General features: G+C 56.4%; 14 protein-coding genes. 11 read left to right on the top strand and 3 right to left on the bottom strand.

The window, feature by feature from the left end; all coding sequences use genetic code 11:
* Positions 1-10 precede the first annotated feature (10 nt).
* From coxB to IPM59_14240, 10 genes are all read left to right on the top strand, one after another.
* Entirely contained in the window at positions 11-1048 is a 1038-nt protein-coding gene (gene coxB, locus IPM59_14285; protein MBK9216735.1) for a cytochrome c oxidase subunit II, read from the top strand.
* Positions 1049-1061: 13 nt separating this feature from the next.
* The gene (ctaD, locus tag IPM59_14280) at positions 1062-2729 is read left to right on the top strand and encodes a cytochrome c oxidase subunit I (protein MBK9216734.1); all 1668 of its coding nucleotides are present in this window, start codon (positions 1062-1064) and stop codon (positions 2727-2729) included.
* 246 nt (positions 2730-2975) lie between these two features.
* The gene (locus IPM59_14275) at positions 2976-3689 is read left to right on the top strand and encodes a cytochrome c oxidase subunit 3 (GenBank protein ID MBK9216733.1); all 714 of its coding nucleotides are present in this window, start codon (positions 2976-2978) and stop codon (positions 3687-3689) included.
* 9 nt (positions 3690-3698) lie between these two features.
* Positions 3699-4022: a cytochrome C oxidase subunit IV family protein gene (locus IPM59_14270; protein MBK9216732.1), complete on the top strand. Its 324-nt coding sequence runs from the start codon at positions 3699-3701 to the stop codon at positions 4020-4022.
* A 170-nt stretch (positions 4023-4192) separates the two neighbouring features.
* The gene (locus tag IPM59_14265) at positions 4193-5269 is read left to right on the top strand and encodes a hypothetical protein (protein ID MBK9216731.1); all 1077 of its coding nucleotides are present in this window, start codon (positions 4193-4195) and stop codon (positions 5267-5269) included.
* A 3-nt stretch (positions 5270-5272) separates the two neighbouring features.
* Positions 5273-5944 carry an ABC transporter ATP-binding protein gene (locus IPM59_14260; protein ID MBK9216730.1) on the top strand — a complete coding sequence of 224 codons (672 nt, stop codon included), beginning with the start codon at positions 5273-5275 and terminating at the stop codon, positions 5942-5944.
* A 22-nt stretch (positions 5945-5966) separates the two neighbouring features.
* Positions 5967-6164, top strand: a complete 198-nt coding sequence (locus tag IPM59_14255; protein ID MBK9216729.1) for a hypothetical protein — start codon at positions 5967-5969, stop codon at positions 6162-6164.
* 7 nt (positions 6165-6171) lie between these two features.
* Positions 6172-6864: an outer membrane lipoprotein carrier protein LolA gene (locus IPM59_14250; protein MBK9216728.1), complete on the top strand. Its 693-nt coding sequence runs from the start codon at positions 6172-6174 to the stop codon at positions 6862-6864.
* 64 nt (positions 6865-6928) lie between these two features.
* A complete protein-coding gene (locus IPM59_14245) occupies positions 6929-7954 on the top strand; it encodes a radical SAM protein (GenBank protein ID MBK9216727.1) in 1026 nt (341 codons plus the stop codon).
* A 2-nt stretch (positions 7955-7956) separates the two neighbouring features.
* A complete protein-coding gene (locus tag IPM59_14240; GenBank protein ID MBK9216726.1) occupies positions 7957-8649 on the top strand; it encodes a VIT family protein in 693 nt (230 codons plus the stop codon).
* Here the strand turns inward: IPM59_14240 and pyk are convergent.
* Genes pyk through IPM59_14225 form a run of 3 tightly spaced genes read right to left on the bottom strand, consistent with a single transcriptional unit; the run spans position 8646 to position 12699 of the window.
* Positions 8646-10160 (bottom strand): pyruvate kinase, encoded by a 1515-nt coding sequence (gene pyk, locus IPM59_14235; protein ID MBK9216725.1) that lies wholly within the window; start codon positions 10158-10160, stop codon positions 8646-8648. The genes IPM59_14240 and pyk overlap by 4 nt on opposite strands.
* A 10-nt stretch (positions 10161-10170) precedes the next feature.
* On the bottom strand, positions 10171-12123 hold the full coding sequence (locus IPM59_14230) for a glycoside hydrolase family 15 protein (protein ID MBK9216724.1): 1953 nt from the start codon (positions 12121-12123) through the stop codon (positions 10171-10173).
* A 3-nt stretch (positions 12124-12126) separates the two neighbouring features.
* Positions 12127-12699: a TlpA family protein disulfide reductase gene (locus IPM59_14225; GenBank protein ID MBK9216723.1), complete on the bottom strand. Its 573-nt coding sequence runs from the start codon at positions 12697-12699 to the stop codon at positions 12127-12129.
* Between the two features lie 144 nt (positions 12700-12843).
* Here IPM59_14225 and IPM59_14220 point away from each other — a divergent pair, with 144 nt between their 5' ends.
* Complete coding sequence (locus IPM59_14220) at positions 12844-14247, top strand: HlyC/CorC family transporter (GenBank protein MBK9216722.1); 1404 nt, start codon at positions 12844-12846, stop codon at positions 14245-14247.
* Positions 14248-14305: the final 58 nt, after the last annotated feature.

The raw sequence follows: 14305 nt of genomic DNA, 5'->3' as shown, positions 1-14305 counted from the left end.
CACTGACCTTATGCAGAGCACTACGTGGATACCATTTTTTCCTGAAGCAGCGTCCAGCTTTGCCTGGCAGGTAGACCTGCTTTATTTCTACCTTATTGCGGTGTCGGTGGCGTTCTCGATCCCGATCGTGGTGGCGATCTTCTTCTTTGCGATCAGGTATCGCGAGGTAGAGAAATTTGCCACGCCTGACGAGATGCACGGCTCGATGGTGCTCGAGACGGTCTGGTCGATCATACCGTTTGTCGTGTCGATGACGATCTTTCTTGGCGGTGCGATCGTCTACTTTAATCAATACGAGCCACCCGACGATGCGATGGAGATCTTCGTGGTCGGCAAGCAGTGGATGTGGAAGGTCCAGCACCAGACAGGCCAGCGAGAGATCAACGAACTCCACGTTCCCGTGGGCAAGAAGATCAAGCTCACGATGACCACCGAGGACGTGCTGCACGACTTTTTTGTGCCGGCCTTTCGGACCAAGATCGACGCGGTTCCGGGCCGATATACATATCTATGGTTCGAGCCGACGGTCACGGGTAAGTTTCACCTGTTCTGCGCCGAGTATTGCGGCCTCAACCATTCGGGCATGGGCGGCTCTGTCTATGTGATGGAGCAGCGTGATTTTGACAATTGGCTGAGCGGCAATGTCGCGGGCCAGACGCCGGTGGAGCAAGGCAAGGACCTCTTTATGAACAAGCTGGGCTGTGCCTCATGCCACACGGGCGGGCCGGCCCAGCGTGGAGCTAAACTCGAGGGCATCTTCAATCATGAGGTCAAGCTCGTTGGCGGCCAGACGGTCACGGCGGACGATCAATATATTCGCAATTCTATACTGAATCCGACATCGCAGATCGTTGACGGATTTCAGCCGATCATGCCGACATTCAAGGGCCAGGTCACCGAGGAGCAATTGAATGCGTTGGTTGCATACATCAAGTCGCTGAGCCCGAACGCACCAGCCGCGTCCGCTCCGGCGGCACCCGCCGCAGGTGCCAACACGGACTCGGCCAACAAGGCCCCGGCCAGATCGGCGGCGAACAGCAGTAAGTAGGTTTTATTGGATTATGAGCGCGGAAGAGACGATCACATCAGGCTACGGCGGGACGAAGCTCAACTATCTGACCAATGGCACGACGCTTAAGTCGTGGCTATTGACAAAGGACCACAAGCGCATCGCGATCATGTATCTGATCACGGTATCGCTGTTCTTTATGATGGGCGGGTTGTATGCCGCCGCGATCCGGCTAGAGCTTCTCACACCCAATAGTGACCTGTTTCAGACGGCGACCTACAACAAGGTCTTCACGCAGCACGGCGTGCTGATGATCTTCTTCTTCCTCTTGCCCGCGATCCCAGCGGTATTGGGCAACTTCCTGCTGCCGCTGATGATCGGTGCAAAGGACCTCGCCCTGCCGCGCATCAACTTGTTGAGTTTGTATATCTACTGGATCGGCGGAGTTCTCGCTCTGTGGGCCCTGATGCAGGGCGGCGTTGACACGGGATGGACGTTCTATACGCCTTACAGCACGACATTCTCGAATTCTTATGTGATGCTCGTCGGCCTGGGCGTTTTCATCAATGGATTCTCGTCCATCCTCACGGGGCTTAACTTTATCGTTACTATCCATACGATGCGTGCGCCGGGAATGACATGGTTCCGGCTGCCGCTATTCGTCTGGGCCCATTACGCCGTCAGCCTCGTGATGATACTCGGAACGCCGGTCGTCGCGATCACTATCCTGCTGCTGGCAATTGAGCGCGTGGCGCATGTTGGCATCTTTGATCCGGCCATCGGCGGTGACCCGATACTGTTCCAGCACCTGTTCTGGTTCTACTCGCACCCGGCGGTTTACATCATGATCCTGCCGGGCATGGGCGTCGTGTCCGAGCTGATCTCGAATTTTGCACGAAAGAAGATCTTTGGCTACGAATTCATCGCGTTCTCATCGATCGCTATCGCGGTGTTTGGCTTCTTGGTCTGGGGACATCATATGTTCGTCAGCGGCCAATCGATCTATGCGAGCCTAGTGTTCTCGTTCCTGACGATGGTCGTGGCGGTCCCATCGGCGATCAAGATGTTCAACTGGACGGCGACGCTTTATAAGGGATCGATCTCATTCGATACGCCGATGCTGTATGCGATCGGCTTTATGGGCTTGTTCCTGATCGGCGGCCTGACAGGGCTGTTTCTCGGATCGATCGGCCTGACTGTTCACCTGACAGACACATACTTTGTCGTCGCACACTTTCACTACGTAATGGTCGGCGGCCAGGTGATCGCTTATCTCGGAGGCATCCACTACTGGTGGCCAAAGATGACGGGCCGAATGTACTCGGAGTTTTGGGGCAAGATCTCAGCGATGCTGGTTTTTGTCGGGTTTAACCTGACGTTCTTCCCGCAGTTCATTCTCGGCTATTTGGGGATGCCGCGCAGGTACGCGGCGTATCCGCCGGAATTTCAGGTGCTGAACATCTTCTCGACCGCAGGTGCCTCGGTGCTCGGTATTGGTTTGCTGCTGCCGGTGGTATATCTCGTTCATTCGCTCTTCTTCGGTAAGAAAGCGGGTGATAATCCGTGGATGCACCCGGGCCTCGAATGGCGAACGAGCTCGCCGCCGCCGACGGAGAATTTTGAGAAAATGCCCGTCGTAACATGGGACGCCTACGAATTCGGTGAAGGGAGCGGTATGGACCTTGAGGGAGCGAGACAACGCGAGGCACTGCAAGCGTGAATTATGAATTTCAAATTACGAGTTGCGAATTCGTAATTGCCAATTCGTGATTCGTAATTGAATACGATGTCGTCACATTACTCAGACAAATTCGTTTACCATGAGCCGGGGCTGCAGCATCAGTTCGGTGACATGGCTCAGCAGGAGGAGAGCGTCGCGATCGGGATGTGGATGTTCCTCGCGCAGGAGATCATGTTCTTCGGCGGCCTTTTCACGGCATATTTGGTCTTCCGCTGGAAATTCCCGATGGCGTTTGCCGCCGCCAGTAATCATCTGGATGCGTTCTGGGGCGGATTCAATACGCTTGTGCTGATCGTCAGTTCGCTGACGATGGCGCTGACCGTTTACTTTGCGCAAAAGGGCAAGCGCAACATGCAGGTCATCATGATCTTGCTGACCATGCTCTTCGGCGCGGCGTTCCTCGGCGTAAAGGCGATCGAATATACCGACAAATACAACCATGCTCTCGTGCCGGTGACGGGCTGGAACAAGCGGGCCAAAGAGGACAAGGTCGCAAGTCACGCGGCTGAGCCAGCGAAACCATGCTGGGAGGTCGATCACAGCCCCGCCGCGGCCTCGGCCCATAAGTATGTCAATCCGCGCGGCGATTTTCAGTGGACTGACTGCTCGCTCGTCAAACTGGGCCAGGAGCATAACTTCCTGACCACGGATGAAAAGGCCGGCTACTTCTCGAATGGTGAGATCGACGTCAATAAATTCCGCGATAAGGTCCGCATCTTTTTCTACCTGTATTTCGTGATGACCGGGCTCCACGCTCTGCATATGATCGTCGGGCTCGCGGTCATGGCTTGGCTCCTGTGGACGGCATGGAAGGGCTATTACACGCCGGACTATTATATGCCGGTCGAGATGTCGGGCCTCTACTGGCACTTTGTCGATATCGTGTGGATATTTCTGTTCCCGCTGCTGTACCTGCTGGGTAGGCACTTTATGCATTAGGAGAGTTAAATGTCGGATAACCATTCAGAAGGGCAGCATATCGGAATTCCGGGTTACCTTGGCGTGTTTGCCGTACTCGTGGTTGGTACGGTGCTGACCTATGTCGTGGCAACCGTTGACCTCGACTTCATTTTCCCCGGGGCCAACACGCTCGTCGCGTTATTGATCGCATTTACCAAGATGACGTGCGTCATGCTCTTTTTTATGCACGTTCGGTGGAGCCCGAGACTCATCTGGATGGCCGCGGTCGCGAGCTTTTTCTGGCTTGCCATCATGTTTGCCTTTACGATGGGAGACTATTTTACACGGGCCACAGGTGTCTTTTCCGGTTGATACTTTCTTCGACCTTTGAAGAAACGCGGAGCGGGGAGTATTTTCCACTCGTCTCCGCGTTTTTGCATCGTTGGAATTGCCGTATTTGGCGTGTTATTATTTTCGATTCGCACCTTTATCGAGCCGGTTTTGATGGCAACGACGCGGTGTGATCGCTACATCCGATTCGAATGAGGTTTTGGTCTTCCATAATACGCTCCGCTGCATTTTCGGCCATGGTCGTCGGGGTCGCTGTGTCGGCGGGCTGTATCAAGGTCAAGCAGGATAAGGCCACCGCTCGCCTGCTGAAGACCGAGAACGCTTCGCGGGCCGACCTGATGCGCGAGGTTGACCGTTTTGCCCGCGTTGATTCGATGCGGGCCAAGATGGACCTCAAGTTCGAAGACAATTCGTTTGCAGAGTTTGGCAGTAAAGAAGTATATCGGCAGGCCGACGGTGAGGTCGTCGTTCAGCGGCCGGGCATGATCCTGCTAAAGGTCCAGGTGCCGATCATTAAATCGGACGTCGCGCAGATGAGCTCAGACGGCGAGAAATTCCGCGTAGCGATCCTGCAGGATGGCGGCTCGGGAAAGTATAAGAAGTTCATCAAGGGAACGAACGACGCCGACTATTCGAAGCTGCAAAGGGGACTCTCGACCACCGCGAACGGCGATGTGAATGTCGCCAAAGAGAACGTCAATGCCTTTGCGAACCTGCGCCCTCAGCACTTTACAGACGCAATGCTCGTCAGGCCGACCGGAGATGACCATCTCTATACGCAGAGCACCATCTACGAGGTCGAAGAGGATCGGAGCGTCGAAAAGAAATCTCCTGTTCGCACCGTCACCCGCGGCTATTATCTGCTCGATGAATTTGCAAAGATCGGCGATGAACTCCGCATTACGCGTCGCTTTTGGTTTGACCGTGTCGGCGCCGTACGGCTGGCCCGTCAGCAGATCTTTGATGCATCGGGCGAGATCGAGTCTGACATTGTTTACGGGAAGGAAGGCAACCTGACCGATACCGGCAACTTTGCAAACCTGCCGCTCGAGATACAGGTGACGAGGCCAAAGGAACGCTATTCGATGAAGCTCACCTATCAGTCGCCGCAGGAAGTGATGATCGGCAAGAAGTTTCCGCTCGATGCCTTCGTACTGAAGAATTCATGGCGGCTTCAGGAACTGGACCTCGATCAAAAGCTGGCCGAGGGCGTGAATGCCGCGCCGACGGCCCCCACTAACGCTGCTGCAAACCACTTTCAGCCCTGAGCAATGGAACCCATCGTTCGCACTGTAGATCTCACGAAATCGTACAAAGTTGGCAAGCTTGACGTGCCTGCACTGCGCGGCATTACGCTCGATGTCAACGAGGGCGAATTCGTGGCCATAATGGGCCCGTCAGGCTGCGGCAAATCAACACTGCTCCACTTGCTTGGCGGCCTGCTGTCACCGACCACGGGCAGCATCGTTATTGACGGCGAAGACCTGTCAAAGGTCTCGGATGCACGGCGGACGGACATTCGCCGGCGCAAGATCGGCTTTGTCTTTCAGCGGTTCAACCTTTTCCCGACGCTGTCCGCTGAAGGCAACCTCAAGCTCGCTGAGAAGATACACACCGGCAACGGAGCAAAAGGGTCGGACCGCCGCCGGGAAGTTTTGCGGCTGCTGAAGCTCGAGGATAAAATGCACCATAAGCCGGTCGAACTGTCGGGTGGCGAACAGCAGCGTGTCGCCCTGGCCCGTGCGATCGTCAACGGCCCGGCGATCATCCTTGCTGATGAGCCGACGGGCAACCTTGACACCGAGAATTCGCAGATCGTGCTGGATATGTTCAAGGAGCTGAACGAGAAATTCAACCAAACGATCATTATGATCACGCATAATCCTGAGGCTGCGGCGGTTTGTTCGCGGACGATCCAGATGCGTGACGGGCACGTAGTGTAGGCAGTCGGCGAACCCTCAGACGATGAAGAAGATCATCAACTGGAACTATGAACGGGCGTCATGGCAATGGGATCTGCTCTGCGTGCTCATCATGGCATTCATTTTCCTGACGCCAAAGGTGTGGTTCAATAAGGCGGCAGCTTTGGCGGCAACCCAAACGGCGGTCTCTGCCGTCGAAACCGGGAATGGCGGCCGCAGACTCCTGCCACAAGGCCGTTGACCTTTTTATGAGAGCTTTAAGAGTTGTTTTTTTTGTAGGAGTTTTTGTGTTCATTGCCGGCTTTGCGTCTGCAACGAATGCCGATGCGCAGATCATTCGCGAGATCTTGAAGCGGATGGACCAGCACAACAAGTCGCTGACGTCGCTCAAGGCTGACGTGACGATGGTCAAACACAATCCGCAGCTGAATGTGTCCGACACGAGCATCGGCGCGACGAGCTATCTGCCGGCCAGCGGCAAGCGTGGCCGCTACGTCAGGATCGACTGGACACGACCGGTCGAGGAGCAGATCTCGGTGATCGGCGACGATTACGAACTGTACCGCCCCAGGCTCAATCAGGTGATCGTCGGCAAGGTCGGAAAGGCGAAGAATAATGCCTCGGTAGGCGGTGCTCTCTCGTTCATGAACATGAACAAGACGCAGCTTGAGGCTAACTACGACGTCGTTTATCTCGGCGAGGAACAGATCAGCGGCGGTGTGCGCACATGGCACCTGCAGCTGACGCCAACGGCGGCGACAAGCTACAAGGTGGCAGAACTCTGGGTCGATGCCGACGGCATGCCGCGACAGGCGAAGATCGTCGAGCAAAACAACGATACCACGACCGTCCTGCTCTCAAATCTTCAAAAGAACGTGACGCTAAACGGCAGCATCTTTAAGCTGAACTATCCGAAGAGCGTGAAGAAGATCAAGGCTTGATCGGTGCGGACCTCGGCGTTGAATCTCGGCCATTCCACTTCTATAATCTAAGGCTGAGTTTGTAATGCCAAAGGCGAGCAGTTTTAGCAGATTCACAAGAGGCGTGAGGCACACAGTGCGTGCTTTTGCGTCCACAAAGCATCCCGTTCTGGTGCACATTGTGCCGATGCGGCGATGTAATTTGGCGTGTACATACTGTAACGAATACGACAAGACGAGCGAGCCGGTGCCGATCGAGACGATGCTTGAACGGATCGACAAGCTCGCGGCATTCGGCACTTCTGTCATTACGATCTCGGGGGGCGAACCGATGCTGCACCCTGAGATCTACGACGTTATCGCCCGAATACGCCATCACGGAATGATCGCGGGCCTGATCTCGAACGGCTACTACTTTCAGGTCGACAAGATCAAGAAACTCAACGAGGCCGGCCTCGATTATCTGCAAATATCGATAGACAACGTCACGCCCGACGACGTGTCGAAGAAGAGCCTTAAAGTGCTCGATGCAAAACTCGTAAACCTCCGCGATCACGCCAAATTCAAGGTCAACATAAACTCGGTCGTAGGCGGCGGCGTGGCGAATCCGGAGGAAGCTTTGCAGATCGCGAACCGCGCGAGGGAACTAGGCTTTTCATCGACCGTCGGCGTCATTCATGATGGCGACGGCCTGCTCAAGGGGCTCACGCCTCGTGAAAAGGAAGTTTACAAAGAGATCAAGAGCAAAGGCGCGCGATCCTATGCTCGCTGGAACTGGTTTCAGGACAACCTCGTCGATGGCGGCGAATACGACTGGCGATGCCGCGCCGGCGCTCGTTACCTCTATGTCGATGAGGCCGGCATCGTCTCGTGGTGCTCGCAGCAGCGAGGCACGCCCGGCATCCCGCTGATGGAATACACCCATGCTGACATGCACCGCGAATATCACACGGAAAAATGGTGCGCCCCAAATTGCACCATCCAGTGCGTCCATCAGGTAGGCCACCTCGACGCTTGGCGCGATCCACAGGTTTCGCTTGCGGAGTACAAAAAACGCAATGGCGACGGCTTAAATCCCGAAACGGTTGCACACATCGTAAACGCCGAGTAGGTATGACCTCTCACAACGAAATGCATCGCGTCCACCGCATCGGGTGGCTGCGCGCGGCCGTTTTGGGTGCGAATGATGGGATCGTCTCGACGGCGAGCCTGGTCATCGGCGTGGCCGCGGCGCAGGCCGAGCATTCGTCGGTAATGCTGGCCGGTATTGCCGGATTGTTTGCAGGTGCGCTCTCGATGGCGGCGGGCGAGTATGTTTCGGTCAGTTCGCAGGCGGACACTGAAAGGGCTGATATCGAACTAGAGCGTCGACATTTGCGCGACGATCCTGATTTCGAGCTGCGTGAATTGGCGGCGATCTACGAACAGCGCGGCCTTGCTCCAAAGCTGGCGGCAGAGGTTGCCAGACAGATGACTGAACACGACGCGCTGGCTGCCCACGCACGCGATGAACTGGGCATTTCAGACGTTATGAGCGCGAAGCCGATACAGGCCGCCGTGTTCTCGGCCGTGAGTTTTTCGATCGGCGCCGCCCTGCCGCTCGGCGTTGCCGCACTTGCGCTTGGAGCGTTACTAATTCCGACGGTTGCTGTCTCGTCACTGGTATTTCTGGCGTTGTTGGGTGCGGTTGCCGCACGGGTCGGCGGCGCACCTGTTGTAATGGGCCTTGCGAGAGTGCTCTTTTGGGGGGCGATCGCGATGGCGGCAACCGCACTGGTTGGCCGGCTGTTTGGGACTATTGTCTAGCGGTTGGGAACCTTTTCACCGACGGTCCAGACGATAACTGAGCTCGACAGGCCATGGCCTGAAAGGCGGCCGGCCATCATGACCATCGTCTCGCCGGCCGAGGCGACCTCGGCGTCGAGCAACATCTTCTCACCCGTTCTGAGCATTTCTTCAGTCGTTCCAGATTCAGCATTGAGGAGATCGAGCGAGGTTCGGCCGCCTGCCTCCTCGGCTTCCACGGCAGAGTGCAAGTCCTTATGACAGAATGGCTTGACGCCCCAGATAAGAGAAAGCTGGTCGTGAACATTCTCAGACGCTGTCAATGCAAACGTCTGCAGGCCAGAACGAAATGATGACAAACGCCGTGCCATCAGTCCTGATTCGGTAAAGACCGCTACCTTCTCTGTCCCGACCTCCTCCGCCGCATAGACGGCCGCCTTGCAGAGGGCCTGGCTCGTGCGGCCCGACGGCGGCTGCGAGAGTTTGATCGGGCGTTTTAGCTGGTCGCCCTTGATCGTTTCTGCCGATTCGATGATCCGGACCATGGTCCTGATAGTCTCGACCGGATACTTGCCGGTCGCGGTCTCGGCCGAGAGCATGACAGCATCGGTACCGTCCCAGACGGCATTAGCAACATCAGATGCTTCGGCCCTTGTGGGATAGGGATTCGTGATCATCGATTGCAGCATCTGCGTGGCGGTGATAACAAACTTGTCATGGGCGATCGCCGTTTCAATGATCCTTTTTTGGTATACGGGCACAAGTTCGACGCTGGTCTCGACACCGAGGTCGCCGCGGGCGACCATCAGGCCGTCGGTCTCGGCGATGATGCCGACGAGGTTCTCGATCGCCTCCGCCTTTTCGATCTTCGCGACCAACAGTGCCCGGCCGACCTCCCGCTTGTTAAGCTGCTTGATCAGGGCCTTGACTTCTTTGCAGTCGGCCGCGGTACGAACGAATGACAACGCGATGTATTCGACGTTCTGCTCGATCGCCCATTCGAGGTCCTGACGGTCCTTCTCGGTCAGCGACGGGATCGGCAGGGACGTATTCGGCAGGTTGATGCCCTTTCGCTCCAGCAAGGTCCCGCCCGTTACTACGCGCGTTACGATGTCGGTTTCGGTCTCGGACTCGACGACCAGCTCGATCGCACCGTCGTCGATCAGGATGCGTGTTCCTGCCTCGACCGCCGACGGCAGATCCACATAATTGGTCGCAACGCGTGCGCTGTCGCCCGTAACGTCATTTGTGGTTATCGTGAATCGCTGGCCCTCAACAAGCTCGACGGGCTCGCCGCCCGCGAGGCTGCGTGTCCGTATCTTTGGCCCAGCCAGGTCGACGAGGATCGCTAATGGCCGCCCGACCTTCGCGGCAGCGGCCCGGGCGGCAGCGATCGTCGCGGCGTGTTCATCGCGCGTGCCGTGCGACATATTTATTCGCACGGCATTGGTGCCCGCGTCGAGCATCTTCTCGATCATCGGCTGAGAAGCGGACGCGGGGCCGAGCGTGGCGAGGATCTTTGCTTTTCGCATCTAGTAAATTTTATCGCATCGAGCGAAGCGAGCTAAGTTTTGCTATATATGCGTTGACCATCGCAACATAGGTCGCATGCGACCAGGTGAGGGGCGATACGGATAGCGGTTCCCCCGTAAATGGATCAAGCTGTTCCGCCAGCACGCCTGACGGTAGAGCACGTTGCACGGTCCAGTCGAGCGCATCTGCCACGGGGCCGAGATCATGCTCGGTCTTCGCCGCCTGAAGATAATACTGGGCCAGCCACAGCGTGCAGATGAACCATGGATTGCCCGTGGCCCGAGGCGATGCACGGACATAACCGTCATCCTGAAACCGAGCGACGCCGCCAATGTCAGACTTTATCGAGAGGGCGTCGGCGATCGCTTTGACCGTGTTGACAACGATCTCGTCATCGGTCTCGAAGCATCCAAAATAGAAGATGCCAAACAACGACGCATCAACGGTCGTGTCCATCTCAAATTTACCGTTTCGCAGTTCGAGCGAGCGGCAAAATCGACCTAACTCTTTGCTGTAGAGGTGCTGTCGCATGGCCGCTACGATCTCGTCGGCCGCCGCTTCATACCGGATCGCGCGCTCGACCTCGGCGAATAGCCGTGCAAACCTCGCCGCCGCCCGCAGTCCCGCGACGACGGCAGAACAGGTGAAGGTATGTATCCCCGACCGGTCCTCCCAAAGATTCCAGCTCGATTTTGGAAGTTTGAGAGCGTCATCGCGAAAATCGGCCATAAACTCCGCGCAGTGGACGGTCAGCAACCGATAAACCCTGTGGGCAAATTCGATGTCGCGATAGCGGTCATAATGCTGCCAGAGCGACCAGAGGACGAGGGCCGTTTCGTCTTCTTGGATCGGCAGCAATTTTTGGCGTGTCGCGGCATCCCACGAGGCAAGCCAACCGGAAGCTACCGAGCCGTCGGGATTATATTTTTGGCAGAAATAGCCGTCCTTGTGCACGATGCGGCTGCACAGGTCGAAAAATGCTCGGGTCACGCCCGGATAGCCGGCCGTGTCGAGCGCGTTCGCGACAAAAGCGCCGTCGCGTGTCCAAAGGTAACTGTAGTTATCCGTTGCACGCTCGGTGACATCCGAGTCATTCGCTGCGAGTATCGCCCCGCGGTAGTCTATCTGAGTATGAATGATGAGCAGCGAGCGTTTATAAAGATCGACCACCTCCGGCTTCAAACAGGCCATATCGCGGTCATTCTTGTTGACCCACGCGTGCCAGTAGTTTGCCGTATAGTCCAGGTAGAGCTGAGGCTGCCGTTCGAGAATGTGGCTGTTGAGGCTGGCCACCTCATCGCGTGTCGTCCCAACAGCGATCCAGTAAAAGAACTCATAGCTCCCGCTTTTTTGTAGTTCGAATTCGACGCCGATCGTTGAATCCACCGAGCCCTCTGTGACCGGGGCTCCCTGCAGTTCGCCGTCCTCGGCATCGCGCCAGGTGCCTTCCTTCTCGTGAAATGCCTTTCTGCCCGTGGCGAAGGTCGTGAAATGCGGTTCCGTATTGATGAGGAAATAGCGATGTTTCTTGTAATGGATCAGTGACCGGGCATCCGGATCGTAATAGGCCGTATCACCAAACTTGTTCTCGTAGATGCGAAAGTCCTGATGGAGAAAAACGCGGACGTCTCGCGGCCGATCCTTTAAGTTCTCGATGCGAATTCGCCGCAGGAAGATATTGTCGTGGCTCGCCACCGTATCGTTGCTCACGATCCGCAGGCCGAGTTCTTCGCTGGTTACGGTAACATCTGTGACAAGCGTTTCGGGAACGTATTTCAGCTCACGGGTCCATTCGTCGGAAGCGATCCATGAGAATTCACCGTCAACCCAGACACCGAAACGCGACGGATAACCCTCGGTGTGGTTCTCCTGCCCGACGTGCGGAAAGTAGATGTCTCGGATCTGGTATTTGTCATCGAAATTGACCAGCAGGCTGCCATTTCCGACGGGAATATCGCGCATAGGTCAGTTCGAGGCGACAACCGTCGCAACGGCATCGTCCAGTTCCTTCTTGATCGCGGCGTTGTAGCCCATGAACTTCTTCACCAAGTTGCCACTGCGGTCAAAGACGGCTGTCTGCGGTATTTCAGTCCGGCCGGCGAAGATAAATCGGCTCAGTTCGTCCTCGGGCAGGGCGATCGGATAGTCGATCTTTGTGATCTTGGTAAACTCCGGCACCTTGTCCATGTCCTCTTTGCCGCCGACGTTGAGGCCGACGATGCTGAGGTTATCGCCGCCGTGCTTGGCGAGGAGCGAATTGAGGTGCGGTATCTCTTCGCGACAGGGGCCGCAGTAGGTCGCCCAAAAGTCAAGGATGACGGCCTTGCCTTTCAGATCGCTGAGCTTGTGAACTCGGCTGTCCGGGTCAGTCCAGCTCATGTCGGCGAGCGGCTTTGACGGCGGCATGGGAAGGTTGGTTACCGGGCGACCATTGATCGACGAAGGCTGGTTCGATACGGCAATCGGCGTCGCGGCCGGTCGGCACGCGATCGAAAGGGCAAAGGCGAAACCCAAAAAACAGGCAGCACTAGACTTCACACAGCTATTTTACACAATGTGGACGGAACTGGCGGTTAGCCCGGCGGCTGCGGGTAGCAATTCGATGGGCGGGCGGTAAGCGATATAGCTGTGATATACTTCTCCGTCAGGCGGCCAACTAGGTGCCGTTGTCAATGATCCACGATGGATGATCCTGCCAGTTTGCTCTTGCTCTTGCTCTTTGCGGCCAATACCATTCCTGCTGACGCGCCGTCGGCGCCGATGAGCATCTTTAACATCTTTTTGGTACTTCTGCTGGTTCTCGCTAACGGGTTCTTTGTGGCGTCAGAGTTTGCGTTCGTTGCGGTTCGCAGATCGCGTATCGAAGCGCTCGCCACCGCAGGCAGTGGTTCTGCTAGCCGCTTGGTGGACGTTCTGAATGACCTGAACGCCTACATCTCAGCGACCCAGCTTGGTATCACTCTCGCATCGTTGGGACTGGGTTGGATCGGCGAGCCCGCGGTTGCCCGCCTCATCGATGGCCCGTTGTTTGCCATTGCGGATTCGACAGGGTGGGCGTTTTTGGCATCGCCGGCCGTGCTTCATGCCATCTCATTTGCGATAGCATTTTCGATCATTACTTTCCTGCATATCGTGTTTGGGGAGCTTGCCCCGAAAACGATGGCGCTCGAGATCAGTGAGCGGATGGCGCTGCTGCTCGCGTTGCCGATGCAGGTCTTTTATAAGGTCTTTTACTATCCGATCCGCATTCTCGACTGGACGGGGACCAGAACGGTGCGACTGTTTGGGCTCCGAGCGAGTTCCGACCATGGCTCGATCTATACCGAGGACGAGATACGTCAATTGATCAACCTCTCCGAGGCGAGCGGGCACCTGAACTCTGAAGAACGTCAACTCATTCACAGTGTCTTTGAATTCTCAGAAACGACGGTCAAAGAGGCGATGATACCGAGGACCGAGATCGTCGCTGTCCCGGAATCGGTCTCACTTGACGAACTGATAAAGGCTTTTAGCGAGAGCGGCTTTTCGCGGCTGCCGGTAACACAAGGCTCGCTCGATGAGATCGCAGGCTACGTCCACACGCGCGATCTCGTTAAATACATCGGCCGCCCCGAGGCGTTCGATCTCGCTGAGATCATTCACAAGGCGAACTATGTAGTTGACAATGCACGGCTTGAGGATGTGCTGCGGCAGATGCAGGGCGAAAAATTTCACTTTGGGTTTGTCGTTGACGAACACGGCGGCATCGAGGGCATCATCACGCTCGAGGACCTGCTCGAGGAGATCGTCGGTGAAATATCGGACGAGCATGATGCTGAGGTCAACCGTCAGATCGCAAGGCAGCCAGACGGGAGCTGCATCCTTGATGGCGGCCTGGCTGTGCGCGACCTGAATCGCAGGGAGAAGCTGAATCTGCCTGTTTCCGAGGCCTACACCACGCTCGCCGGCTTTATGATGTCGCGGGCCGGTCAGGTGCTCGCGGTCGGCGACACGGTCCCGTTCAACGGTCACGTTTTCGAGGTCGAAAAGATGGAGAAACGTCGCATTCGCCAGATCAGGATGCGGAAGGCCGACGAGTCGGCGTAGTCCGCCCGCCGGCTTTTGGTATCGTGGTGCGGTCGGTTACGATATTCCTTTCAGCGCA

Origin of the sequence: Chloracidobacterium sp. (assembly GCA_016715795.1) — a bacterium.
Classification (GTDB): domain Bacteria; phylum Acidobacteriota; class Blastocatellia; order Pyrinomonadales; family Pyrinomonadaceae; genus OLB17.
Note: the sequence above shows the minus strand (reverse complement) of the source record. Positions and strands in the feature narration are given on the sequence as shown.